This is a genomic window from Marivirga sericea (assembly GCF_900177665.1).
Taxonomy (GTDB): domain Bacteria; phylum Bacteroidota; class Bacteroidia; order Cytophagales; family Cyclobacteriaceae; genus Marivirga; species Marivirga sericea.
The window spans coordinates 162,602-184,814 of the sequence record NZ_FXAW01000009.1; the positions used below are offsets into that span (position 1 = coordinate 162,602).

21 protein-coding genes are annotated in these 22,213 nt (G+C 35.1%); 14 read left to right on the plus strand and 7 right to left on the minus strand.

All coding sequences use genetic code 11. The annotated features are described in order from the left end of the window. Positions 1 to 59: 59 nt before the first annotated feature. The 3 genes from B9Y84_RS18450 to B9Y84_RS18460 form a co-directional block, all read right to left on the minus strand. Positions 60 to 1,361 carry a M23 family metallopeptidase gene (locus tag B9Y84_RS18450; protein WP_245830885.1) on the minus strand — a complete coding sequence of 434 codons (1,302 nt, stop codon included), beginning with the start codon at positions 1,359 to 1,361 and terminating at the stop codon, positions 60 to 62. Between the two features lie 218 nt (positions 1,362 to 1,579). Next, the gene (locus B9Y84_RS18455) at positions 1,580 to 3,655 is read right to left on the minus strand and encodes a hypothetical protein (protein WP_085518878.1); all 2,076 of its coding nucleotides are present in this window, start codon (positions 3,653 to 3,655) and stop codon (positions 1,580 to 1,582) included. Between the two features lie 75 nt (positions 3,656 to 3,730). After that, a complete protein-coding gene (locus tag B9Y84_RS18460; RefSeq protein ID WP_085518879.1) occupies positions 3,731 to 4,438 on the minus strand; it encodes a 2-phosphosulfolactate phosphatase in 708 nt (235 codons plus the stop codon). A 120-nt stretch (positions 4,439 to 4,558) separates the two neighbouring features. On the opposite strand from B9Y84_RS18460, the gene B9Y84_RS18465 reads away from it, so the two are divergent. The 4 genes from B9Y84_RS18465 (at position 4,559) to B9Y84_RS18480 (ending at position 7,984) form a co-directional block, all read left to right on the plus strand. Further along, positions 4,559 to 5,677, plus strand: a complete 1,119-nt coding sequence (locus tag B9Y84_RS18465; protein WP_085518880.1) for an ABC transporter substrate-binding protein — start codon at positions 4,559 to 4,561, stop codon at positions 5,675 to 5,677. Next, the gene (locus tag B9Y84_RS18470) at positions 5,674 to 6,696 is read left to right on the plus strand and encodes an iron ABC transporter permease (RefSeq protein WP_085518881.1); all 1,023 of its coding nucleotides are present in this window, start codon (positions 5,674 to 5,676) and stop codon (positions 6,694 to 6,696) included. Before B9Y84_RS18465 ends, B9Y84_RS18470 begins: the two co-directional genes overlap by 4 nt. A 13-nt stretch (positions 6,697 to 6,709) precedes the next feature. After that, on the plus strand, positions 6,710 to 7,450 hold the full coding sequence (locus B9Y84_RS18475) for an ABC transporter ATP-binding protein (protein ID WP_085518882.1): 741 nt from the start codon (positions 6,710 to 6,712) through the stop codon (positions 7,448 to 7,450). 144 nt (positions 7,451 to 7,594) lie between these two features. After that, positions 7,595 to 7,984, plus strand: coding sequence for a hypothetical protein (locus B9Y84_RS18480; protein ID WP_085518883.1), 390 nt, complete (start codon positions 7,595 to 7,597; stop codon positions 7,982 to 7,984). Here the strand turns inward: B9Y84_RS18480 and B9Y84_RS18485 are convergent. Beyond that, on the minus strand, positions 7,981 to 8,409 hold the full coding sequence (locus B9Y84_RS18485) for a Fur family transcriptional regulator (RefSeq protein ID WP_085518884.1): 429 nt from the start codon (positions 8,407 to 8,409) through the stop codon (positions 7,981 to 7,983). The genes B9Y84_RS18480 and B9Y84_RS18485 overlap by 4 nt on opposite strands. Before the next feature lie 92 nt (positions 8,410 to 8,501). After that, on the minus strand, positions 8,502 to 10,292 hold the full coding sequence (locus B9Y84_RS18490; protein ID WP_085518885.1) for an ABC transporter ATP-binding protein: 1,791 nt from the start codon (positions 10,290 to 10,292) through the stop codon (positions 8,502 to 8,504). A 478-nt stretch (positions 10,293 to 10,770) separates the two neighbouring features. Here B9Y84_RS18490 and B9Y84_RS18500 point away from each other — a divergent pair, with 478 nt between their 5' ends. From B9Y84_RS18500 to B9Y84_RS18545, 9 genes are all read left to right on the plus strand, one after another. Then, a complete protein-coding gene (locus B9Y84_RS18500; RefSeq protein WP_085518904.1) occupies positions 10,771 to 11,874 on the plus strand; it encodes a Glu/Leu/Phe/Val family dehydrogenase in 1,104 nt (367 codons plus the stop codon). Positions 11,875 to 11,988: 114 nt separating this feature from the next. Continuing rightward, entirely contained in the window at positions 11,989 to 13,137 is a 1,149-nt protein-coding gene (gene nusB / locus B9Y84_RS18505) for a transcription antitermination factor NusB (RefSeq protein WP_176223839.1), read from the plus strand. Positions 13,138 to 13,232: 95 nt separating this feature from the next. Next, entirely contained in the window at positions 13,233 to 13,544 is a 312-nt protein-coding gene (locus B9Y84_RS18510; RefSeq protein WP_085518888.1) for a YtxH domain-containing protein, read from the plus strand. 30 nt (positions 13,545 to 13,574) lie between these two features. Beyond that, the gene (locus tag B9Y84_RS18515; RefSeq protein WP_085518889.1) at positions 13,575 to 14,141 is read left to right on the plus strand and encodes a DUF1573 domain-containing protein; all 567 of its coding nucleotides are present in this window, start codon (positions 13,575 to 13,577) and stop codon (positions 14,139 to 14,141) included. A gap of 3 nt (positions 14,142 to 14,144) precedes the next feature. Then, positions 14,145 to 14,462, plus strand: coding sequence for a preprotein translocase subunit YajC (gene yajC / locus B9Y84_RS18520; RefSeq protein ID WP_085518890.1), 318 nt, complete (start codon positions 14,145 to 14,147; stop codon positions 14,460 to 14,462). Between the two features lie 34 nt (positions 14,463 to 14,496). Then, positions 14,497 to 15,444 carry a YbbR-like domain-containing protein gene (locus B9Y84_RS18525; RefSeq protein ID WP_085518891.1) on the plus strand — a complete coding sequence of 316 codons (948 nt, stop codon included), beginning with the start codon at positions 14,497 to 14,499 and terminating at the stop codon, positions 15,442 to 15,444. Continuing rightward, the gene (gene coaE, locus B9Y84_RS18530) at positions 15,441 to 16,028 is read left to right on the plus strand and encodes a dephospho-CoA kinase (protein ID WP_085518892.1); all 588 of its coding nucleotides are present in this window, start codon (positions 15,441 to 15,443) and stop codon (positions 16,026 to 16,028) included. Before B9Y84_RS18525 ends, coaE begins: the two co-directional genes overlap by 4 nt. A 393-nt stretch (positions 16,029 to 16,421) precedes the next feature. Continuing rightward, entirely contained in the window at positions 16,422 to 18,680 is a 2,259-nt protein-coding gene (locus B9Y84_RS18540; RefSeq protein WP_085518894.1) for a tetratricopeptide repeat protein, read from the plus strand. Next, a complete protein-coding gene (locus B9Y84_RS18545) occupies positions 18,680 to 19,735 on the plus strand; it encodes a potassium channel family protein (RefSeq protein ID WP_085518895.1) in 1,056 nt (351 codons plus the stop codon). The genes B9Y84_RS18540 and B9Y84_RS18545 overlap by 1 nt, the downstream gene beginning before the upstream one ends. Before the next feature lie 8 nt (positions 19,736 to 19,743). On the opposite strand, the gene B9Y84_RS18550 is transcribed toward B9Y84_RS18545, so the two are convergent. Together B9Y84_RS18550 and B9Y84_RS18555 are read right to left on the minus strand one after the other, a co-directional pair. Next, positions 19,744 to 19,950, minus strand: a complete 207-nt coding sequence (locus B9Y84_RS18550) for a hypothetical protein (protein WP_085518896.1) — start codon at positions 19,948 to 19,950, stop codon at positions 19,744 to 19,746. 130 nt (positions 19,951 to 20,080) lie between these two features. Next, complete coding sequence (locus B9Y84_RS18555; RefSeq protein ID WP_085518897.1) at positions 20,081 to 21,259, minus strand: glycosyltransferase family 2 protein; 1,179 nt, start codon at positions 21,257 to 21,259, stop codon at positions 20,081 to 20,083. A 187-nt stretch (positions 21,260 to 21,446) separates the two neighbouring features. On the opposite strand from B9Y84_RS18555, the gene B9Y84_RS18560 reads away from it, so the two are divergent. Beyond that, positions 21,447 to 22,213, plus strand: a 767-nt coding sequence (locus B9Y84_RS18560; protein WP_176223840.1) for an MBG domain-containing protein, incomplete at its 3' end; no start/stop codon positions are given.

The following is a 22,213-nucleotide window of genomic DNA, read 5'->3' on the forward strand; positions in this document are numbered from 1 at the left end:
TAGACTCAGTTTTTATCTTCTAACACATTAAATCAAAAGATAAAGAACTGAATGCACATTTATTGCATACCAGCCATTAAAACTTCCTCATCACTTTCTGGATAAGCTATTTTATCCAATTTTTCCTTAACAAAGCTTTTGTAGCGATTAAAATTGGATAAGTAATCTTCTTTGATAGGTTCCGAAGGAGGTAAGTCAACTTTCATAGCATCCACTTGTCTGCCATTTTTCCAAAATCTATAACATAAATGTGGCCCAGTGGCTAAGCCAGTCTTACCAACGTAACCAATCAATTGCCCTTGTTTAACTTTCATTCCAGGCTTTATTCCTTTTGCAATACCATTCATGTGTAAATACTGAGTAGAATAAGTTGAATTATGACGAATCTTAACATTTCGGCCATTGAACTTTTCATAAACTGCTTTAGTAATTACACCATCACCTGCTGCATAAATGGGAGTCCCTGTAGGTGCTGCATAATCTGTTCCTAAATGTGCTTTATATCTTTTCTGCACAGGGTGGAACCGTTTTGCAGTATATCGGGAACTGATTCTCGTGAATTTCACAGGATACCTTAAAAAAGCTTTTCGTAAACTCTTTCCCTCTTCATCAAAATAATCAACGCCATCGCCTTGATCAAATGCAACGGATAAAAATGGATTATTATAATGAATCAATTCTGCTCCAATAATTTCTTCAACGCCCACAGCTTTTCCCTCAATAGTTCTCTCAGTAAATAATACTTTAAATTGGTCACCAGGATAAATTTTTGTGAAATCAATTTGCCACCCATACATATCTGCTACTAAATCGACAAGTTCTGGAGTACCTCCATTTTTCAATATTTCTTCATAAAGAGAAGACTGAATAGTACCACTAATGGCTTTTTCTTTAATCTCCACTGGTCTTTTCTCTACATAAACATTAATAGAGTCTTTCAAATTGAATACTACATATTCCTCAGGATTAGGTTCATAAACCAAAGCCGTGGCAGACGGCAAAGAATCCTCATCTTGATAGATGACAGTATACTTTTTATTTGGAGCTATCTTTCGAACATCAAATACGTTTTTAGCCACATTTGCTAAATGATAGATGGTTTGATGTGAAACATTATAGGCCAACAGGATATCAGAGATACTTTGATTACGCTGCACAGAACGCTCCTCTACCTGAAAGGAATCTACTACAATGCCGTATAAAATAGTGGGAGCAACTTGGAGTACTTCTTTGGAAATCGAGTCAGATTTAACTTCCTTTTTTAATTCAACTACACTCAGTGCACTGTATTCAAAAGTATAAAAATAAGCAAGAGACATAACTGCCAAAACTACGACCGCACTAAAAATTTTTCTCATCATTTTATTCTAATTTCTTAAAGCTCCTTGCAATATTACTATATTTTATTAAAACTCAATGGATTAGACACTATATTTTAAAGTTATTATTTAAAATTTAAAGCCTTTTATTGATATATTTCCAAATGTAAAAACAATTTACGGTTTAGCTATGCGTATTTCACTTAATATTCATCCTTGAAAGCTATTTATTCAGATAGACCTACCAAGTAAAACACCTTTTAATAAGAACCGAAGTAACGTCTAATAAACCATTCGCTAAATAATAATAGAAAAATCAACACATAGGGAAGTATACTTTGAGTAATTGGAGTTACTTCATTTTCCCCGCTCAATACTTTTGGATAGCTTTTTGATAAGAAATAAGCATTGAGTTGGTCCAAGTCTTCTGATCTAAAAAATTTCCCATCGTTTTTCTGGGCTAACCTTCTCAATAAATTATAGTCAGCTTGCAGGTTTTGGCTTTCAATATCGAATTCGTCTACCACAAACTGCCCCTTAACGTCAAATTTTTTGCCTTGTATACTGGCAGTCGCCATGTACTCATAAACTCCTCCTGGCAAATTACCTATTTCAAAATTCGGCTTGAGACGATCAGGAGTAAACTCGAAATTAAAACTGCTGTCTTGCTCATTTTGCAGTGTCAAACGTACTGGATTCCCATAAATTCTGTCAAAAACCTGATTGTACATTTCGACTTGAAATTTCACTACCTCATTATCAGCAAAAGCATCTTTAATAGGAAACGCTTTAAACCTATCTTTCTGGTTTTTAACCGTCAGATAACGAATAGTTTTCATGACCCAATCATCGAAAAACTCAAAGCTTTGTGTATTCAAATATTCCGCCATGCGCCAAATTCTAAAATTTTGAATAAGTGTAGTAGCTTGTCGGATATCACCATCATCAAAAAAAACAAAAACAGGCTGTTGAGTTAGTACTTTGCCAACTTGTTTCATCATAAATGCTTTGGACAATGGATGAAACTGATGATTCGCAAATGGTAAATAAACTGGCGGAAACTTATCCATCACCTCTGATTGTTCCTTATCCAATTCAAAAAGCTCAAATTTTGGATTAATGTATGTAAATGCTTCATCAATTTCATCAGAAGGACGCAAATCAACTGATTTATTCATTTGATTATGCAAACTGAAATTCATTTTTGGCCCAGTTATAAACCACAAGGGAGTAGCTAAATTTTTGAGTTTAGTGATTTCTGAATTAAAAGCGCTTTTGGAAGATGGTAAATGGAATAAAATCGCTAGGTCATACTCTTCAATATTTTGAACAGATTTTGAATCAATTCCATCAATAACCATCTTAAATTCATAATTATCATTTTGATTAATTGAAGCAGCCAAGGCTTTGATATCTGGATGAGGGTACGGTGCTAGCAATAAGATTCGCTTTTTACCTTCCACTATATTCACATATGCAGTTTTACTGTTATTATTAAGATTAAATTCATCAATCAGTGGCTCTACCTCAAGCTCATAATCTTGGAAACCTGTGCTATTTGCCTCCACTAGAAATTGAACAGATACCATTTCATCATTTTCCTTAAACCTAATTGATTTCGAATTAACCAATGCCCCCCTCCTTTTTAATTTTACAGTAATGTTTGAGCCTGCGAAGCCATTCTGTAAAACATCTACTTCTATTGGAAATTTATTGCCCTCATATGCTACCTTATTGTAACGAACTTGCTGTAAAATTATATCTTTCTTCTGGGTTGTATCGCCTAGACCTACCGTTGATAGACGAAAAGGAAAGGCATAGTAATCAGGGGCAATTCCTTGATTATAAATTCCATCCGAAAAAAGTACCACCTCTGAAATAAGCTTTTTATCAACCTTATCGGTAATATTTTTCAAGGCACTGTTTAGAGGACTAAACCTTAAATCATTATCTATACTGTCAACATCTGTTAATTCATCTCCATTTAGCCCATAAATGGGAATAGATACTTCCTTTTCCTTTTCTATTGCTTGCTTGATTGTCTTCAATGAGCGGAAGTATTCTGGCAGTTCCGATTTACCTCTAACAACTGATTCTGAATTATCCCAAATAAATATAATATTGGCAGGCTCACTTTTTGTCTTTTGTATAGTTATAAATGGTTCGAGTAGTAAATATGAAATGAAAGCGACAGCTAAAAAACGAAGTACAAATAATGCCTTATTCCAAATAGGAGTCCATGGCGTTTTCGTTTTACTGTAAAGTAAATACGCATATCCTAGTCCCAGAATTATAAATAAAATTAGCCAATAAGGAGAATTGGTGGTGTTTAACATATCAAAAAGCCAATTTTATCATTTATAGTCATATATAAAAGGAAATATCGAAAGCATTAGCAGTTGCAATTAAATTTATTTCTTGCCCAAAAGTGATTTACCTGATAGGTAAGGAATAATATCGTAAATGCTTTCTTGAATGCAGAATTCAATATCTTTTACCACATTCAACTTCGCTAACCTTTTAGCATGAGAAGAATCCTGCATATACTTCATCATATCATTCTTAGCAATAAGATACATTGCTTCCGCAGCTAAAGGGGCATCACAAGCAAATTCAAACACACCTCTTAAGTGATGGCACAGAGCTCCTGCAAAAAGTGTGTCTTCCAAATTAAACTTCCCTTTCCATCCGGCACACAAAACTATAACATCTTCTTCTTTGTTTTTTAAATACTCTGATACTGCCTTTAAGTTCAAAAATGCTCCGATTAAAATCTCCTTTGCAGCTAAACTCTTATGGATTGCCAAGGTTCCATTTGTAGTAGTAACCGCCACTTTTTTCCCTTTTACTTTTTCTTCCATATATTCAAAAGGAGAATTCCCCATATCAAAACCATCCGCCTTGCTCCCATTACGTTCTGCTGCAGCCAAATAACCTAAATCCTGTAGATCCTTACATTCTTCTAGAGTGGCTACGGGTACAATTTCCTTTACTCCATTTGCCATGCCACTCACCATGCAGGAAGTAGCTCTTAAAATATCTACGACTACTACGATCTTATTTTTTAATTCGTACTGGTGCAGTAAATCCGGGGTAAGGCAAACATCTATCTGTTTCATTTGATCTTTTTAACTTTCTTGAACTGCAAAAATTGTAAAATATTTTGAAATTAAGGCTTAATCAGGGAATTGTGTTGCATTCAATAGACAATCAAATCATTTTGATTAATTTTACCTCACATGAGACCAAGCTTTAACCTATTTATTATTCCGATTCTCTTTTTGGCCTGCAGTCAACCCAAGCGTGTAGATGAAACTGAAATTGGAAAACCTTTAATACAATACAGTAAAAAATTAAGTATTGATGAATTTGAAAACTACTATAAAGTAAGGGTTCTAAACTCTAGCTCAACTGATAGCAGCTTTTTCACCTACATACTGCATCCAAATGAAAAACCGAAAGTAGAAGGAGATGCATACATTCAAATCCCTATCAAAAAGGCTGTTTGCTTATCAACCTCCCATCTCCCCCCCTTCACGATCCTAAACAAAAGTGCTCTAGCAGGTTTTCCAAACACTAATCTTATTTTTAATAAAGAGCTATTGCAATTGGTAGATGTAGGTAAAATTCAAGATGTGGGTCGTAAAAACGGAGTGAATGTAGAAAAAACAATGACAATTCAACCAGATGTAGTTATGGCATTTTCTATGGGTAGCAGCATGGAGCAATTAAAGCCTTTACAAAAAGCAGGAATTCCCATTATTTTAAATGTCGACTACTTAGAAAATTCCCCTCTTGGTAGAACCGAATGGTTAAAACTAACAGCTGTTTTATTGAATCAATATCATGCGGGTGACAGCTTATTCCGAACTATTGAAGCAGCCTATAATAAAATTAAATCTTCAGTGGCAAAAATTGCGGATCAACCTTCTGTTTTAGCGGGTATGATGTATGGAGATATCTGGTATGTGCCGGGAGGAGAAAGTTTTGCCGCTCATTTTATTAAAGATGCTGGGGGTGACTATCTGTGGTCAGAAAATTCCGAATCCGGTAGTTTAGAACTCAGCTTCGAAAGTGTACTATCCACTGCCCAGAACGCAAAGTACTGGATAGGTGCGGCTTCGTTTACCAGCTTAAAAGATTTAGAAAACTCAAACAATAAATATACCCTGTTTGATGCCTTCCAGCATCAAAAAGTCTACTCCTATACAAAAAGAGTAAATCAAAATGGTGCAAATGATTACTTAGAATCTGGTTTTTTACGTGCAGACTTAGTCCTAAAAGATTATGTAAACCTATTGCATCCTCGCTTATTGGATGATTCGACAACCACCTACTTTGAAGTACTAAACCCTTGAGAAAAACGTCTTCATATAAAGTCATTGGATTACTAATTCCATTTGTGTTGGTACTAATAATACTTTCCATCAGTTTGGGATCTGTCAACATTTCTATAGCTGAGATTGCAAAGATATTGCTAGGCAGTCCAACTGAGAATACTGCCAATTATAATATTCTATTCTCTTATCGTTTGCCAAAAACCTTGACTTCTGTATTTGCCGGTGCGGCATTAGGATTTGCTGGTTTACAAATGCAAACACTTTTTAGAAATCCTTTAGCAGGTCCTTTTGTACTTGGTATAAGCTCTGGTGCTAGCCTAGGGGTTGCACTACTGGTTCTTTTAGGTGTCGGTATAAATGGTGCGTTAGCTTATTGGGGTATGGCTATTGCATCAATAGTAGGTTCCTTAACCGTACTTTTGATGGTTGTTTTGGTTTCTGTTAGATTAAAAGACAGCATGTCGTTACTATTAGTTGGTTTAATGTTTGGCGCCTTTACTTCAGCTATCGTGGGCGTGATGCAGTATTTCAGCACTGCAGAAGATATTCAAAATTTCCTTTTTTGGACCTTTGGTGCCACTGGAAATCTAAGCTGGACCGAATTACAAATATTTATCCCCATCATTATTATCGGGATTTCTCTCGGTTATTGGCAAGCAAAACCTCTTAATGCACTTTTAATGGGTGATTATTATGCCCAAAGCATGGGGCTGAGAATCAAGAATGTCCGCTTATTTTTAGTGATTTCTACAAGCATCTTAGCGGGAATAGTGACCGCGTTTTGTGGACCTATTGCATTCTTGGGTATAGCTGTTCCGCATATTAGTAGAATACTGTTTAAGACCTCCAATCATTTTGTTCTAATTCCGGCCACTTTGCTTTTAGGGGCCTGTCTACTTTTGGTTTGCGACATCATTGCTCAAGTTCCTTATTCAGATTTGATATTACCAATCAATGCGGTAACTTCACTTTTTGGTGCTCCTGTGGTCATTTGGCTAATTTTAAGGAGAAAAAACATAAGTAAAACCTTTGGATAATTTCTCTCATATAATGACTACTACTGATTTATCTGTTGGCTATAAGAATGGGAAATCGGTCAATACCCTTATGGAAAGTTTAACCCTCCGTATACCAAAAGGGAAATTCATAGCGCTTTTAGGGGCTAATGGAGTAGGTAAAAGCACTTTAATTAGAACATTAGCTAATTTACATCCGATCTTGAAAGGTGAAATTTGTTTAAAAGGCAAGAATATTAAAGAATATGCATCAAAAGAATTTGCGCAACAATTAAGCTTAGTATTGACTGACCCAGTTCAAAGCGGAAACTTGACTGTTTATGAACTTGTAGAGATGGGTCGCTTTCCTTTCACCAACTGGACAGGCAAGCTTATGCCATTGGACCAAGAAAAAATCGAGAATGCAATCCAATTATGTGAGATCAGCTATTTAAAAGAACAAAAAATTACAGAAATCAGTGATGGTCAATTACAAAAAGCCATGATTGCAAGAGCATTAGCTCAAGATGGAGAATTGATGTTATTAGATGAACCAACAGTTCATTTAGATGCCAATAATCGCTATACTATACTAAAGTTACTAAGAAACCTAGTTGACGAAACGCAGAAATCCATTCTCATAAGTACACACCAAGTAGAGATAGCACTTAAAATGGCCGATGAAATTTGGTTGGCTAATTGTGGTGAAAATATGAAATGTGGAACCCCTAATGAGTTAATTAAGAATGGAGATATAGAAAGAGCCTTTCCTTATTTGAAAAAGCTGGATTTATAGTATCATTACCTTCAAATAATATTAAAAGAAAGAAGTAATGATAAAATTTCAAAAAAATTACATCTGTCATTTTAAAGCCAATCAATCTTCATAAAATCCAAAATTTATCTCTAATTTTGATTTTCCATTACTATCAACTTATCCGTGAACAGTTTTTTTACAAGAAGCATAAAAATCAGTGAAGAAAAGGATTTCCTCAAAGTCATTAGTCAGGGAGAGCGAACTGAGTTTGGCGTGGTATTACAAAATGCCGAGAAAATCCATAATGCTATTCAAGCTTCTGATAAAAGATTAATACTTTTAGACTATCGGCTTACAATTTTCAAAATGCCTCACAATGAAGCTTTTAATCTACTGAAGGTATTTGAACTGAAATTAACTGAGTTTAAGGAAGTAAAAATGGCTGCAATTATTAATCCAAGAACTGCAGAAATCGGAGGCTTTTGGGAATCTATATGCCGTAAAAGAGGTTTCGATTATCAAATTTTCCAGAATGAGGAAGAAGCTAAGGAGTGGCTTTTAGATAACAGCTAAGCTGGCTGGCATTCTTTACAAATGCCATTCATGGTATAACTTATACTATTCAGTTGATAGCCATTCTCTAATTCAACATTTGGTATTTTAACATCCTCCAAGCAATAGGTTTGATTACACTCTTCACAAATAAAATGTGCGTGCTTGTCTTGGTGCACATGTTCAGGGCAACTTTCTGAGCAAATGGCATATCGCATATTCCCATTGGGATCAGGTGTCTGATGGAGGATTCCATTCTCTTCAAAGGAATTTAAAGCCCTATAAATCGTAACCCTGTCATGACTTGACTTTAAATCCTTTTCAAGATCATTTACAGACAGAGCGTGTTTGGAGCCCATGAAAATCTGGAGCATTTCCAAGCGGATTTGCGTCTTGCGCAAACCATTTGATTTTAATATATTCTCTGCTTTAATTGCGATTTCCATGGCTTTTTTCTCTTTGACAAATATCGGTATTTTTCAAGAGAATTCAAACAAACGCAATATATTTGCCTTAACTGTTTATTTCAAAACTTGAGTCAATCCTTTTCCACCGTATCTCCTTGAAGTTGCTTCTGGTACAATGCTTTATAGGGTCCCTCTCTGTCCAATAGTTCCTGCTCAGTTCCTTGCTCCACTATTTCGCCATCATCTAAAACAATTATATGATTCGCCAATTTTGCCGAACTAACCCGGTGAGAAATGATAACACTTGTCCTATTTTCCATTATTTTCTTTAGCGCATTAAGAATAGCATTTTCCGTTTTGGTGTCTACAGCAGATAATGCATCATCCAATATCATGATTTTGGGATCCCGTGCAATCGCTCTAGCAATGGAAACTCTTTGCTTCTGCCCACCCGACAATGTAATACCCCTCTCGCCTAATTCGGTATCATATCCTCTCGGAAAATCTAATATATTACCATGCAAATCGGCATCTTTGGAAGCTTTCAACATCTGTTCTTCGCTCAATCCAGTACTTCCAAAGGTTATATTGTTTCGAATCGAATCAGAGAATAGAAAAACATCTTGCGGTACATAGCCAACCTGACTCCTTAGATTTTCAACTCGGTAATCTGCAATTGGAATACCATCAATCGTAATTGTTCCCTCATTGGGATCATACATTCGAGTAATTAAATTGGCGATCGTACTTTTTCCAGAACCCGTAGTCCCAATCACGGCTAAAGTTTCGCCTTTCTTAACTGAAAAACTCACTTTTTTTAAGGCTCTTATGCCACTATCGGGGTAGGTAAAACTCACTTTATCAAAAACGATCTCTCCTACGAGCTCTTTATCTAGATTTTTGTTTGATACAATTTCAGTTTTGGTACTCAAGAATTCATTTATACGTTTCTGAGAAGCAGCTGCTCGCTGAATAATACTGGTGACCCAACCCACAGAAGTTACAGGCCACGTCAATAAGTTTACATATATTATAAACTCTGCGATATTACCAGCGCTTACGGCTCCATTCATAACTTCAACACCTCCAACATAAACTACCAAAATAATGCTCAATCCTACCATTCCCATGATTAAAGGAAAGAACAAAGCTTGTATGAAGGTTAATTTCAATGCTCTGAATTTGTAGTTATTAGTTTCCTTGCTGAAATTCTGAAGAGAATCATCTTCTCTGACAAAGGATTTCAAAACTCTTATACCTGAAAAAGCTTCTTGCACTAGAGTTGAAAGTTGCGATTGGCTTCTTTGAATCTCTTCTGAACGCTTATTGATCAGATTATTTACAAAATAGATACTAATCGATAAAAAAGGTAATGGAATTAAAGAGTACCAAGTTAAGGTGGCATTTACCGAAAACATGATCGGAATTACAATACAAAAAAGTGTAACCAAATTCACTGAATACATGATAGCAGGCCCTAAATACATCCGGACTTTACTTACATCTTCAGATATTCTGTTCATAATATCTCCTGTATTATTCCTTCTGTAAAAGCTTAGAGGAAGCTTCTGATAATGATTATAAATTTCGTTTTTTAAATCATACTCAATATGCCTTGACATTACAATAATGGTCTGCCGTACTAGGAAAAGAAACAAACCTCTACCTAATGCCAAAAGGATAATTAAGCCCCCATAAATAAGAATGGCAGAAGCAAAAATCTCATAGTAATCAGATTGTAGATCAAAGTTTTCAAACATCCGATACATTTCGATATTCTCTTTTACCAAATTGAAAGCATATCTAACAACTTGGGCTGGGAACACTGCAAAGAAATTTGACACTATCATAAAGAGAATGCCTAGCAATAACAGATATTTATACTTTAAAAGATATTTATTTAAGTGCTTTAATTCTTTCATGTGTTTCTTAATGACCATGTATTGCAACGATCTACCAACCATTGAACGTTGCGGCATCTTTAATTGTACATCCCTTTTCGATTATGATAATTCTCGAAAGATAAGAACGTTTGACCAAGGAGATGGTTCAAAGCAAATTCTAAAACCATATCAGATGAAAAATATGGAATACAAATATACAATTCCACTTATGGATTGAATCGAATTTTATGCTTATTTAACGAAAATAAAGAAAATATTTTCACTTCGTAGACCCTTTAACAAATATTGCATTAAAGCTGTAAACAAAATTTAATTTCAAAAACGCTATTTTTTGAAATTTTTCATTTTGCATTTCTTGACATCAACTCCTCTTATATTAGATTTGTACAATTAAAGTAACAATTGATTTGCAGAAAAATTAAAGTTATTTTTGCATTGCATTTCCCGAAAGCTAGGGAAAAGGAAACGACTTAAAGACATCAAAATTAATTCCAAAATGGTTGAATTAAATGAAAAAGAAGCCCAAACAAAATTTTCAGCATTTGATACTATTGCTGAAATGGGGCATGAGCAAGTAGTTTATTGCTATGACAAACCCACTGGCCTTAAAGCCATAATCGCCATTCACAACACCATTTTAGGCCCAGCATTAGGTGGAACAAGAATGTGGACTTACAAGAATGATCAAGAGGCTTTAATAGACGTCCTTCGATTATCACGAGGCATGACGTACAAAGCTGCTATCTCAGGATTAAATCTAGGAGGAGGAAAAGCAGTTATTATAGGTGATCCTAAAGAATTGAAAAACGAGGCATTTCTAAGACGATTCGGAAGATTTGTGGATAGTTTAAGTGGAAGATATATCACTGCCGAGGATATGAACATGAGTACTTCTGACATGGTACACATTTCATATGAAACGAAAAATGTAATGGGATTGCCCGAATCAATGAACGGTAGTGGAGACCCTTCGCCTGTTACAGCATATGGCGTTTATATGGGATTGAAAGCGACAGTCAAAAAAGCTTATGGAAATGACAGCCTTCAAGGAAAGAAAATATCAGTTCAGGGTGTTGGCCAAGTAGGTCACTATTTAGTGGATCACTTGATGGAAGAGGGTGCTCAAGTCACCATAACTGATATTAATGAAAGTAATATCAAGAGAGTAACTGATAAGCATAGCGTGTCAGTAGTGGAACCAGATATGATTTATGATGTAGACGCTGAAATTTATGCTCCTTGTGCTATGGGTGCAACCATAAATGATGATACGATTTCAAGGCTTAAAGCTAAGGTTATTGTTGGGGCTGCAAACAACCAATTAGCAGAGGAAAAAAGACATGGCAAAATGCTTCAAGAAAAAGGCATTTTCTATGCCCCTGACTTCTTGGTGAATGCTGGTGGTATTATTAACATCTTCCCTGAGCTCATGAAGAATTATAACAAACCATTAGCTTTGGAACAAACAGAGAAGATTTATGGTAAATGCCTAGAAATATTAAATAAAGCTGAAGCTGAAAATAAAACTTCTCATCAAGCTGCCATAGAAATCGCAGATAAGCGCATGGCTGACATGGGTAAGGTGAAATTAGCTTACTAAGTTTTGAATTATTAATTTTGCAAGGAAGGTAGAGAGCTACCTTCCTTATTTATTTTATTATCGTTCTTTTTATTACTGATTATGCTGAACAGAAGGTCCTTACGAATAAAAGTTATGCAAGCGCTCTATGCGGTTCAAAAATGTGAAGAAGCAAATTTTGAGCTAGCACAAGATCACATTGAAGATATCTTCACTCCTGATCTCAATTCAATGGAAGTACAAGACAAAGCGCTTCTAAAACAAAATGCAAAAGCCGCAAAAAAGATATTTAAATCGAATTATCAATCCAATCAAATAAAAGAAGAGCAGGATAGTAATCCTGAAATTCGCACAGCAGTCAGTGATGCAATCAATCTCTTTCAAAATCATGTGAAAAAAGATATCTCTTTTATCAGGAAAGATATGCTAGAAGCTGTCAATAAGCTTTTAGAAAACTATTATCTATCTTTAAAGCTGCTAATTGAGTTTTCTGAACTGGCAAAAGAAGATGTTGAAAAGAGACGAAAAAGACTAGCCGAAAGCGGAAAGCAAGTATTTGAGAGTGAACTCAATCTCTATCGAAATAAGGGCATCAAAATCCTTAGAGAAAATGATGCTTTACAAAGCGAATTTATTCGATTTAATACAAGCTGGGAAGATGATCAATTGGATGTTCAAGAATGGTACAGGGACTCACTGAAAAAAGCTGATTTCTACAAAGAATATATGCTCAAAAATGATCCTAACTTTGAAGATGACGTTGAAGTTCTTATTCAAATCACTCGACAGTTAATCTTGAAAAATGAAGCCATTACCAATTTCATGGCCGAAAGAGACTTATACTGGGAAGAAAATAAATCTGCACTAAAGTCGATGTTGAAAAAGAGCATCAAATCACTAGATGAGATGACTCAACATGTTGAATTGATTGAGCTCTCGGCTAATTGGGAAGATGATAGTGAATTTTTCAAAGATCTATTTCAATACACCATCCATAATGATGAGGAATATGAAAAGATTATTTCCGACTTTGCTCAAAACTGGGCAACTGAACGAATTGCAGCTGTCGACATGATAATCCTGAAAATGGCAGTGGCAGAAATGCTCAATTTCCCTAGTATCCCTGTAAAAGTGACTATTAATGAGTATATTGAACTTTCTAAAAACTATAGTACCCAAAAAAGTAAGCAATTTGTTAACGGCTTATTAGATAAAATTTCAATAAGCTTAGAAAAGGAAGACAGAATTAAGAAAAGTGGAAGAGGTTTAATTGACAACAAATAACTTCGCAGACCCATTTGCGTAAAACCCAAAAAACTTTAACTGTACATTTGAATCATTTTTTTTGTGCAGTATATTTACAGCTAAAGTAAAAAACTATGAGTAAAGGAAGTAACTTATTTGCATTTTTAGCAGGCGCTACTGCAGGAGCAATTGTAGGAATTTTATACGCACCTGATACAGGAGTCAATACAAGGGATAAACTCAGCTATCGGCTTGGGAAATATAAGGAGATGTTAGAAGATCTTTTAAATGATATTGCTGAGGGTGAAGACTTAGGTTTAAGTACAGCAAGAAGTGATGGCGAAAAAGTTGTAAATTCTGCAAAGGAGAAAGCAGAACAATTATTGACTGACGTTGATGCCTTATTGGGTCAAATCCAGAAGAAAGAAGAAAAGCCAAAAAAGTAAATTTCAATTAAACAATAATATATATTAATCATGAAAAATATAGTATATGCAATTTTAGCAGTAGGATTGTTGTCGCTTGCATCATGCTCAGGTGATGTAGAAAAAAGGGTGACTGACCTCGAAAGAAGAGTTGCTGCTCTTGAAAGTAACGGTGGTGGTACTGCAAATAAAGTATCTTTGCAAAATTCCAATCAAACCCAACCTAATGTTCAAAACAACACTACCCCAAAACAGAAACCAGATGGCCCATTGCCAACCATGGAATTCTCTGAAAAAGTACATGATTTTGGTAATATAAAAGAAGGTGATGTTGTAACTAAAGTTTTTACTTTTAAAAACACGGGAGAAGCTCCTTTAATTATATCAAATGCTACTTCTTCATGTGGTTGCACAATCCCTTCTTACCCAAAGGATAAGCCAATTGCTCCTGGTGAAGAAGGCGAAATAGAAGTTAAATACAACTCTAGAGGTAAAAAGAATCAGGATAACAAAGTAGTAAGGATAACGGCTAATACTTGGCCTGCAACTAATAATTTAACAATCAAAGCATTTGTTGAGCCGAAAGCAGACGCAAGTGCCGGACCAGTAAAACAATAATTAATGATACAATTTATTTTAGCACAAGCTACTACAGGAGATGATAGCGCTTGGATGAGCCAACTACTTTTATTTGGCGGTATAATTTTAGTTTTCTATTTCTTTATGATCCGTCCACAACAAAAAAAGCAGAAAGATCAGAAGAAATTTATCGCTGAAATAAAGAAAGGTGATGCTGTCGTAACCATTGGTGGCTTACATGGCAAAGTATATCAAGTGGAAGAGGATAAAATTATTTTAGAAATTGATAAAGGAACTAAAATGATTTTTGAAAAATCAGCGGTATCATTAGAACAGAGTAAAAAACTTCAAGAAAAATAAATTATTGAGGCAATTTGAAAAAATATGGGATTGGTTGAGTAATATATTCCTACCTCAATCGAATGATACTATTAAAGTGGTAGTCTTGTGCGTAGTCACAGCTACCACTTTTTGGTTTTTCAATGCGCTTAACGATAATTATTCCACTAGAATTAGTTACCCCATCAAATTTACTTTCCCGGACTCCTCATTGGTTGTTGTAAATGAACTACCCAAAAAGGTCAGCATAAATGTAAGTGGAGGAGGCTGGAATCTTCTCAGGAAAACATTCTGGTTTACCATTACCCCTGTTGAAGTCCCTCTAGAAGACCCAGTTAAGCAAAAATATATCCTTGGTAATTCACTGTATACCCTCATTGCAGACCAAATGACCGAAATTCAACTTAACTATGTCGAAAACGATACTTTAAGAATTGCGATAGATTCAATCAGAACCGCAACTGCTAAAATATCCGTTGATAGTTCTAGCATTAGTTTGGAAGAGAATTATCGATTGGTTTCCAGCATAAAAAAATCTCACGATTCCGCCACTTTCACAGGTCCAGAACGCTTTATTAAGGAAGTCCCTAGGGAAGTCTTTATTGAACTTGATGACGACAAAATCTCTAGTAACTATTCTGGAGAAGTTTATCTACCAACTTTTGGCTCAAGTTTGGTCAATCGCAGTCCTGTAGAAGTCCAAATAAGCTTTGAAGTGGCTAAATTCATTCAACAGGAGCTGATGCTACCATTCCAAAAAGTAAATGTTCCAGCAGATTCTAACGCCTATATATTTCGGGATAGTTTAGCGAGAATTTCATTTGAAATCGAAGAAAAACTTGCTGGCAATTATAACTTAGATAGCATTCAATTGATCGTGGATTATGAGAAAATTGGCGCTTCAGACTCAACCGTTAAGCCTATTATAGCATCTCTACCGAAACAGCTAAAGAAAAGGAAAATAAAAATAGACTCCGTTAATTTTCAATACATAAAGCCATGAAGAAAATAGGGATTACTGGCGGAATTGGAGCAGGAAAAAGTCTGATTTGCGAAGTATTTCAACTGCTGGGAACCCCGAATTATCCAGCTGATTCTAGGGCTAAATGGTTGCAATCAAATGACCCTGAGCTGAAAGCTAAAATAGCTTTTCACTTTGGTAAAGAAGCCTATTTCGACAATGGGGAGCTGAACAGGGAGTATCTAAGTAAAGAAGTCTTTGGGAATGATGATAAATTGGAGCTGCTAAATAGATTAGTTCATCCGGCCGTTGCTGATGATTTTAAAAATTGGTGCTCTTCGCACGCTAACAAACCCTATATTTTAAAAGAAGCTGCACTTCTATTCGAAACCGGCTCCTATAAGCAATTGGATGCCACCATCAATGTGCACGCCAGTCACGAAATCAGACTTAAACGCACATTGGAAAGAGACCCTCAAAGAACTCCAGAAAGCGTTGAAGCCATCATGAAAAAACAGCTTTCTGATGATGAACGGCTTGAATTAGCCGATTATGTGATTTTTAATGATGAAAGTAGATCTGTAATTAAGCAAGTGATTGATTTGCATCATCTATTGACGAAATGATTTATAAACAACTACAAAGGATATTAGGCTGAAGCTGTTGCAGACCAATCAACAGACTGTCCAACAGAGTAAATAAATCCTGAGAATCTGTTATTATAGTCATTCTTAAATGTTTAGTGGACTTTTATTAGCAGATGCAACATCCATAATGTTAGCCATCCCGATTTATCAGGTTGCTACCGGGTTTCGAGCCAGTGTAGATAAATCTAAAATAGATCAATTTCAACCAATGGGGCCAGCGGTTTGTACATTGCGGACATCTGGTACAATAAGTAAAAAATACAGATTTAAAATCATGGAAATATTTTAGCAATATGTCCAACCAGATTTTAACTTTTTCTTTCCTACTTATTTTATACAAATAAAAATAATTATTATTATATTGAGCTTTCTATGAAAATCTTCTTTTCTGTAATAATATCCATCTTTTTAATTCATTCTCTATCAGCACAAACTACCGATAGTCTTGAAAATTTACTCACTTCAAAAATAAGTGATTCCCAGAAAAAAAATATCCTAATTGAACTCTGTGAGGAGTATCGGAACACCAATCCAAATTCAATGCGATTGTACGCAGAGGAACTCCTCACTCTGTCCAAAGATGACACCACAAGTAGTAGTTACGCGTGGTCTCAATACTATTTAGGCGACTACTATTATCTGGTGGATGATTTTGACCGGACTGAAAAATATTTTCTTACCGCTTACGAAATATTTCAACAACGTGAAAACTCATTAGGTGCTTTACAAGCAGCGTCTTCTGTAGCTAATATTTACTTTTTTCGAGACCGCTACAAAACTGCTCTTACTTTTGCAGAATCAGGCTTAGATATCGCCTATGAAGTAAATGATAAAGTAACACAATCAAACTTACTTGCGCTTATTTGTGACATTTATACGTATATGGAGCGCTATAATTTAGCTATTCAGCACTGCGTCCAGTCTTTGAAAATAAAAGAAGAGTTGGAAATTGAAACAGGTAAAGAAATAACACTCAACACTATCGGTTTGATCTACCAAGAATTGGGCACTTATGAAAAAGCACAGGAATACCTCTTCGATGCATTAGTGCTTGCTAAACAAAATGGAAAATCTTATAATATAGCAACAACCCATAGTAATATTGGCAATTTTTATATAGCAACTGGAAATGTTGAAAATGCACTTAAAAGTTTCCGTAATGCAATGAAAATTGATTCCGCCAGTCAGGATAAAACTGGTCTAGCCTATTCATTCTTTGATATAGGGAAAGTGTACAAACTTCAAGGGGCTATTAACAATGCACTTGAGAATTTAAAAAAATCTAAAGTACTTGCTGCAGAGCAAAATATGCCAGAATTACAAGCGAGAATTGGACTCGAAATTGGTGAAATTCACATCACCAAAGCCAATTTCCAATATGCAATTCAAGAATTAAAAAACAGCGTAACTATAGCTCAGAAAATAAATTCATCTAGCATTCTGAAAGACTCCTATCAGAAATTATCCAAAGTTTATGACAAAATGGGCGATAAAAATAATGCATTGATTTATATGAAACTCTTTATGTTAGAATCAGAGAGAAAGTTTAAAGAAGAAAATATTAAATCGATAGCTGAAATTGAAGCCCTTTACAATATTGAGAAAAAAGAAAAAGAAATTGACCTACTAAAGAAAGACAATGCCATAAAGGAATTGCAAGCTGATCAACGCAGTTTTTTTATCGCTACTTTAAGTTTAGGACTACTATTATTGATTATACTAATCCTTATTCTTTACAATAGAAATAAACTAAAGAACAAAGCTAACAAAGCCTTAAGTCAGCAAAATATTGCAATTCAAGAGCAAAAAGAAGAAATAGAAACTCAAAAGGAGGATTTAGCGGAAACAAGCAACAGATTGACGGATAAGAATCAACAAATAATGGATAGCATAACATATGCGAAACAAATACAAGATTCCCTACTTCCTCAGCTCCCAACAATCAAAGAAGTTTTACCAAAATCCTTCATTTACTTTAGACCGCGCGATATAGTAAGTGGTGATTTCTACTGGTTTACCCAGATTGAAGATAAAATAGCATTTGCCTTGGTGGATTGCACTGGTCATGGCGTACCTGGAGCTTTTATGACCGTCTTAGCCAATTCATTACTAAATCAAATCGTAATTGAAACTGGGATTACTTCTCCTGACCTGATAGTTTCCCTCTTAGACCAGAAAATTCAACAAAATCTCCATCAACAACAACTTGAAAATTCCAATACTGACGGCTTAGATATTGGACTCGTTTTAATAGATCGTAAGAGCAATAAGTTAGAATACACAGGAGCCAAAATCCCTTTATATGTTCATCAAAATAATGAATTAGAAGTCATTGAAGCCGACAGAAATAGTGTCGGAAGTACACAGCAATCCGAAAAATCTTTCACAAAACAAGAGATCTCCCTTAAAGAAGATGCTATGATTTACATGAGTTCAGATGGTTTTCAAGACCAATTTGGAGGTCCAGAAAATAAAAAATATATGAAAGGTAATTTTCGTAAATTGCTTTCACGAATTGCACAGAAACCAATTCAAGACCAACAAGACTATATTGAAGATGAATTCATACACTGGAGAAAAAACAATCCTCAAACGGATGATATACTAGTGATAGGTTTTAAATTGAAATAATGAATTTTAGAAGTTACAAAAAGTTAATTTACTACCTATTAGCCTTTCTTGGCATCTTCTTATTCTTAGTCTTTAATTTATTAGAATTCGAATTAAGGTCTTCAGATGGCAAAATTGATAATCTATCAGATGCTTTTTGGTACTCTATAGTCACACTAACAACTGTGGGCTACGGAGATCTGGTACCTACTTCAACGGGTGGTCGTGCTATTGGCTACGTTTTAATTTTTCTAAGTTTAGGTGTATACGGTCTATTAATTGGACAAATTTCAACTATTATGGCAAACATTAAAGAACACAAAAAATTAGGCATGTACGGAACAGATTTTGAGGACCATATAGTGGTTATTGGCTGGACTCAATTTGGTAAAACAGTAATAGATCAACTGATCAAAGCAGGCAGAAAAGTGGCTATTGTCACTCGGAATAGGGAATATATTGACTTACTAAAAGAACTTTATCAAGAACGTACCCTCTTTGTTCTCTATTCAGATTATGAGAACTTTGAACTACTGGAAAAAGTGAATATCCGAAAATCGAATACTGTTTTCATCAATCTATCAGATGATACTGAAAAACTAGTATATATATTGAATCTCAAGAAAGAATATGAAGGGCTAAATTATACAGTGACTTTAGAAAACTCAAATTTAAAGCAGACCTTTCTGAGCGCTGGTGTAACTCATGCTATTTCGCAAAATGAAATCGCTAGTAGATTATTGGCAAGCTACATGTTTGAACCAGACGTAGCACTTTTTTCTGAAGAAATATTAGCCTATCCTACCACTGACGAGGACTATGATATAAAGCAATTTAAAGTAATGGATAATAATCAGTACATAGGCCAAGAATATGACAAAGTATTTTTTGAATTAAAAAAGAGTGAGAACGTCATTTTAATGGGTTTGGTGCGAATTGAAGAAGTGAATCGCGTTTTGTACAAAAACCCTTCTGATAATTTCAAAATAAAAGCTGACGACTATTTAATCATGATGATGAACCAAAGAACTCAAAAAACAATAAAGAAAATATTTGGACTAGAAGAAGGCGTTTGAAACTTTGCTCAATCCTCGACTTCATAAAACTCGTAGTCTTTCCCTTTTCCGTAGGCCGTTAATTCACTTAAATTGAATTCTTCGAGAGTAGTCATATCCTTGCATTCAAAATCTTTATAACCGATTGCTTTAGTCACTCTAAATTCATGTATATCACCATAATTTACCATGTAATATACTTTACCTACTCGAACCGTATCAATTGAAATCGACATGATATAAAAACCTTATAATTATCCAACGACTTAAAATGCAAGAAACCTAAATTTCTTCTCTAAAAACCATTGAACTGGCTAACATCTTTTAAGTTTCAACAATTGAAAAAAAGCTTAGTAACTATCGGATCTAAGACACGGCATTTTTCCTTTTTGACTTCTCCCACACTGCCGATTGTTTTCCTTTCAACAATCTAATAAACCCCTGAAAAACCGATAGGTTCATGAAAGCAAAATAGAACGGAAGCAATACTATTTTCGGTACCCTAATTTTCCCTTCTGCGTAAGCGCCAATTGCTGCAATTAAGTAAAAAAGAAGCTGAAGTCCCATCAATATAGTATAGATCCCTCCTAAAACTATTACCAAATAGATATTCAAGCTAAAAACTACTAGCAAACTTAAAGGGGCTAGTGACCATCTTAGCATCCTATGGGATACGTACTGAAAACAAAGCCAACCATATCTAAATATATTAAGTAGCGGCAGAAAAATTATGATAGATTGAATTCCGCCTGCAGCTATTCTAATTTTTCTTTTCCTTTCTTCAGCTATTGAATCAGAACCAGTTTCCATTGCGTAAGCATCTGGCTCATAAACTACTTTGTAACCGTTTTGAGCAATTTTCATTGAAACGTAAAAATCTTCAATTAGAATCCCTTCAGGTACTACAGGCATTAACTCTCTTCTTACTGAAAACAGCTCGCCAGCTGCTCCAACAACGGTGTGTAATTCGGAGTCCCATTTTTTTAAAGCCGACTCATATTTCCAATACGCTCCTTCCCCGCTTCCCGCCATATCTTCAATATCACTAGTCATAACACGCTTTTCACCGGCAACAGCTCCTATTCCATCGCTTTTATAATGCCTTGCTATATTCAGAATTGCTTCTGCATTTAAGAAGGTGTTTGCGTCACAGAACACCAGAATAGGTGAGTTCAAAAATGGAAGTACTCTATTAATTGCTGCATTTTTTCCTTTGCGCTCTTTTGAATGAAATAAAGTGACCTCTTTATAATCATTTACAATTTTCTCACTCCCATCTGAAGTTCCATCCGTAACGAAGTAAATCTTCAACTTTTCTTTGGGGTAATGTAGTTGCAAGGTATTTTCGATCTTTTCTTTGATAATTTCTCCCTCATTGTAACACGCGATAATTAAGCTGACTTCAGGCATTTCTGCTGTAGCAAAATAATTATTGCTTTGAGTATTAAAAACTCTCTTAAGTTTGATCAAAATATAGAGTACAACAGGATAGCCGAAATATGTGTAAGTTATTAATCCTATTCCTATCCAAAAAATAATTTCCATATTTTAACCCTACCTTATTTTGTTAATCTAAACAAGTTTTGAACTTTAATTGAAGGAATTAAAATTTAAAACATACATAAAACTGATTCATAGATTAATGTAATATATTAATCGATAATCGATCGCAATATAAAATAATACAATTAATATTTTGTATTTTTCCACCTCGAAATTGTAATGAAGTATCATGTCATCTTTTAGAACCCCCAAGCAATTTTTTTTACACTTTATATTAGTTGCTTTTGTTTTATGTAATTTGAATACCGCATCAGGACAAAGTAATCCTAACTTTTTAAGTAGTCCAGTAGTACAGGCTACGTATGGTAATTCATACCTTTATGATATTGATGTTTCTGATGACGATGGCGATGAACTGACAGTAGTTTTACAATCCGGAAACCTACCAGATGGAGTAACCTTACTTGAAGCGGCCGGGGAATTTTCTTTAGAGGGGATTCCAATTGAAGCAGGGGATTTTCCAATTACACTAGAAGTTAGAGAAACGACCACTCCGGCAAATAACGAACTTCAAAATTTCACATTGCAAGTGACTAAAGCCAATCTTACCGTTTCGGCTGATGACCAAAACATCGTTTACGGGGATGCGATCCCCGCACTCTCCATCAGCTATTCAGGTTTTGTCAATAGTGAAGACCAAACGGATTTAACCACTGTACCAACTGCCAGCACTATGGCAGATATGAACAGCGATGCAGGTGATTATATCATCTCAGTCTCCGGTGGAGTTTCTGATAATTATGCTTTTAACTATTCAGCTGGAAACCTCAACATCGCCAAAGCAGATCAAACCATCACCTTTGATGCCATTGAGGATAAAACCTATGGAGATGCAGATTTTACCCTTTCAGCCAGTAGCGATAGTGGATTGCCTATTAGCTTTTCCGTTCTGTCTGGAAATGCCTCTGTGATTGGGAACACGGTCAGCATTAACGG

Bases quoted from the DNA above. Each gene is read 5' to 3' on its own strand.
- B9Y84_RS18450 (WP_245830885.1), bottom strand. From the start codon at position 1,361: ATGATGAGAAAAATTTTTAGTGCGGTCGTAGTTTTGGCAGTTATGTCT.
- B9Y84_RS18455 (WP_085518878.1), bottom strand. From the start codon at position 3,655: ATGTTAAACACCACCAATTCTCCTTATTGGCTAATTTTATTTATAATT.
- B9Y84_RS18460 (WP_085518879.1), bottom strand. From the start codon at position 4,438: ATGAAACAGATAGATGTTTGCCTTACCCCGGATTTACTGCACCAGTAC.
- B9Y84_RS18465 (WP_085518880.1), top strand. From the start codon at position 4,559: ATGAGACCAAGCTTTAACCTATTTATTATTCCGATTCTCTTTTTGGCC.
- B9Y84_RS18475 (WP_085518882.1), top strand. From the start codon at position 6,710: ATGACTACTACTGATTTATCTGTTGGCTATAAGAATGGGAAATCGGTC.
- B9Y84_RS18485 (WP_085518884.1), bottom strand. From the start codon at position 8,409: ATGGAAATCGCAATTAAAGCAGAGAATATATTAAAATCAAATGGTTTG.
- B9Y84_RS18490 (WP_085518885.1), bottom strand. From the start codon at position 10,292: ATGAAAGAATTAAAGCACTTAAATAAATATCTTTTAAAGTATAAATAT.
- B9Y84_RS18500 (WP_085518904.1), top strand. From the start codon at position 10,771: ATGGTTGAATTAAATGAAAAAGAAGCCCAAACAAAATTTTCAGCATTT.
- nusB (WP_176223839.1), top strand. From the start codon at position 11,989: ATGCAAGCGCTCTATGCGGTTCAAAAATGTGAAGAAGCAAATTTTGAG.
- B9Y84_RS18510 (WP_085518888.1), top strand. From the start codon at position 13,233: ATGAGTAAAGGAAGTAACTTATTTGCATTTTTAGCAGGCGCTACTGCA.
- B9Y84_RS18515 (WP_085518889.1), top strand. From the start codon at position 13,575: ATGAAAAATATAGTATATGCAATTTTAGCAGTAGGATTGTTGTCGCTT.
- yajC (WP_085518890.1), top strand. From the start codon at position 14,145: ATGATACAATTTATTTTAGCACAAGCTACTACAGGAGATGATAGCGCT.
- coaE (WP_085518892.1), top strand. From the start codon at position 15,441: ATGAAGAAAATAGGGATTACTGGCGGAATTGGAGCAGGAAAAAGTCTG.
- B9Y84_RS18540 (WP_085518894.1), top strand. From the start codon at position 16,422: ATGAAAATCTTCTTTTCTGTAATAATATCCATCTTTTTAATTCATTCT.
- B9Y84_RS18545 (WP_085518895.1), top strand. From the start codon at position 18,680: ATGAATTTTAGAAGTTACAAAAAGTTAATTTACTACCTATTAGCCTTT.
- B9Y84_RS18550 (WP_085518896.1), bottom strand. From the start codon at position 19,950: ATGTCGATTTCAATTGATACGGTTCGAGTAGGTAAAGTATATTACATG.
- B9Y84_RS18555 (WP_085518897.1), bottom strand. From the start codon at position 21,259: ATGGAAATTATTTTTTGGATAGGAATAGGATTAATAACTTACACATAT.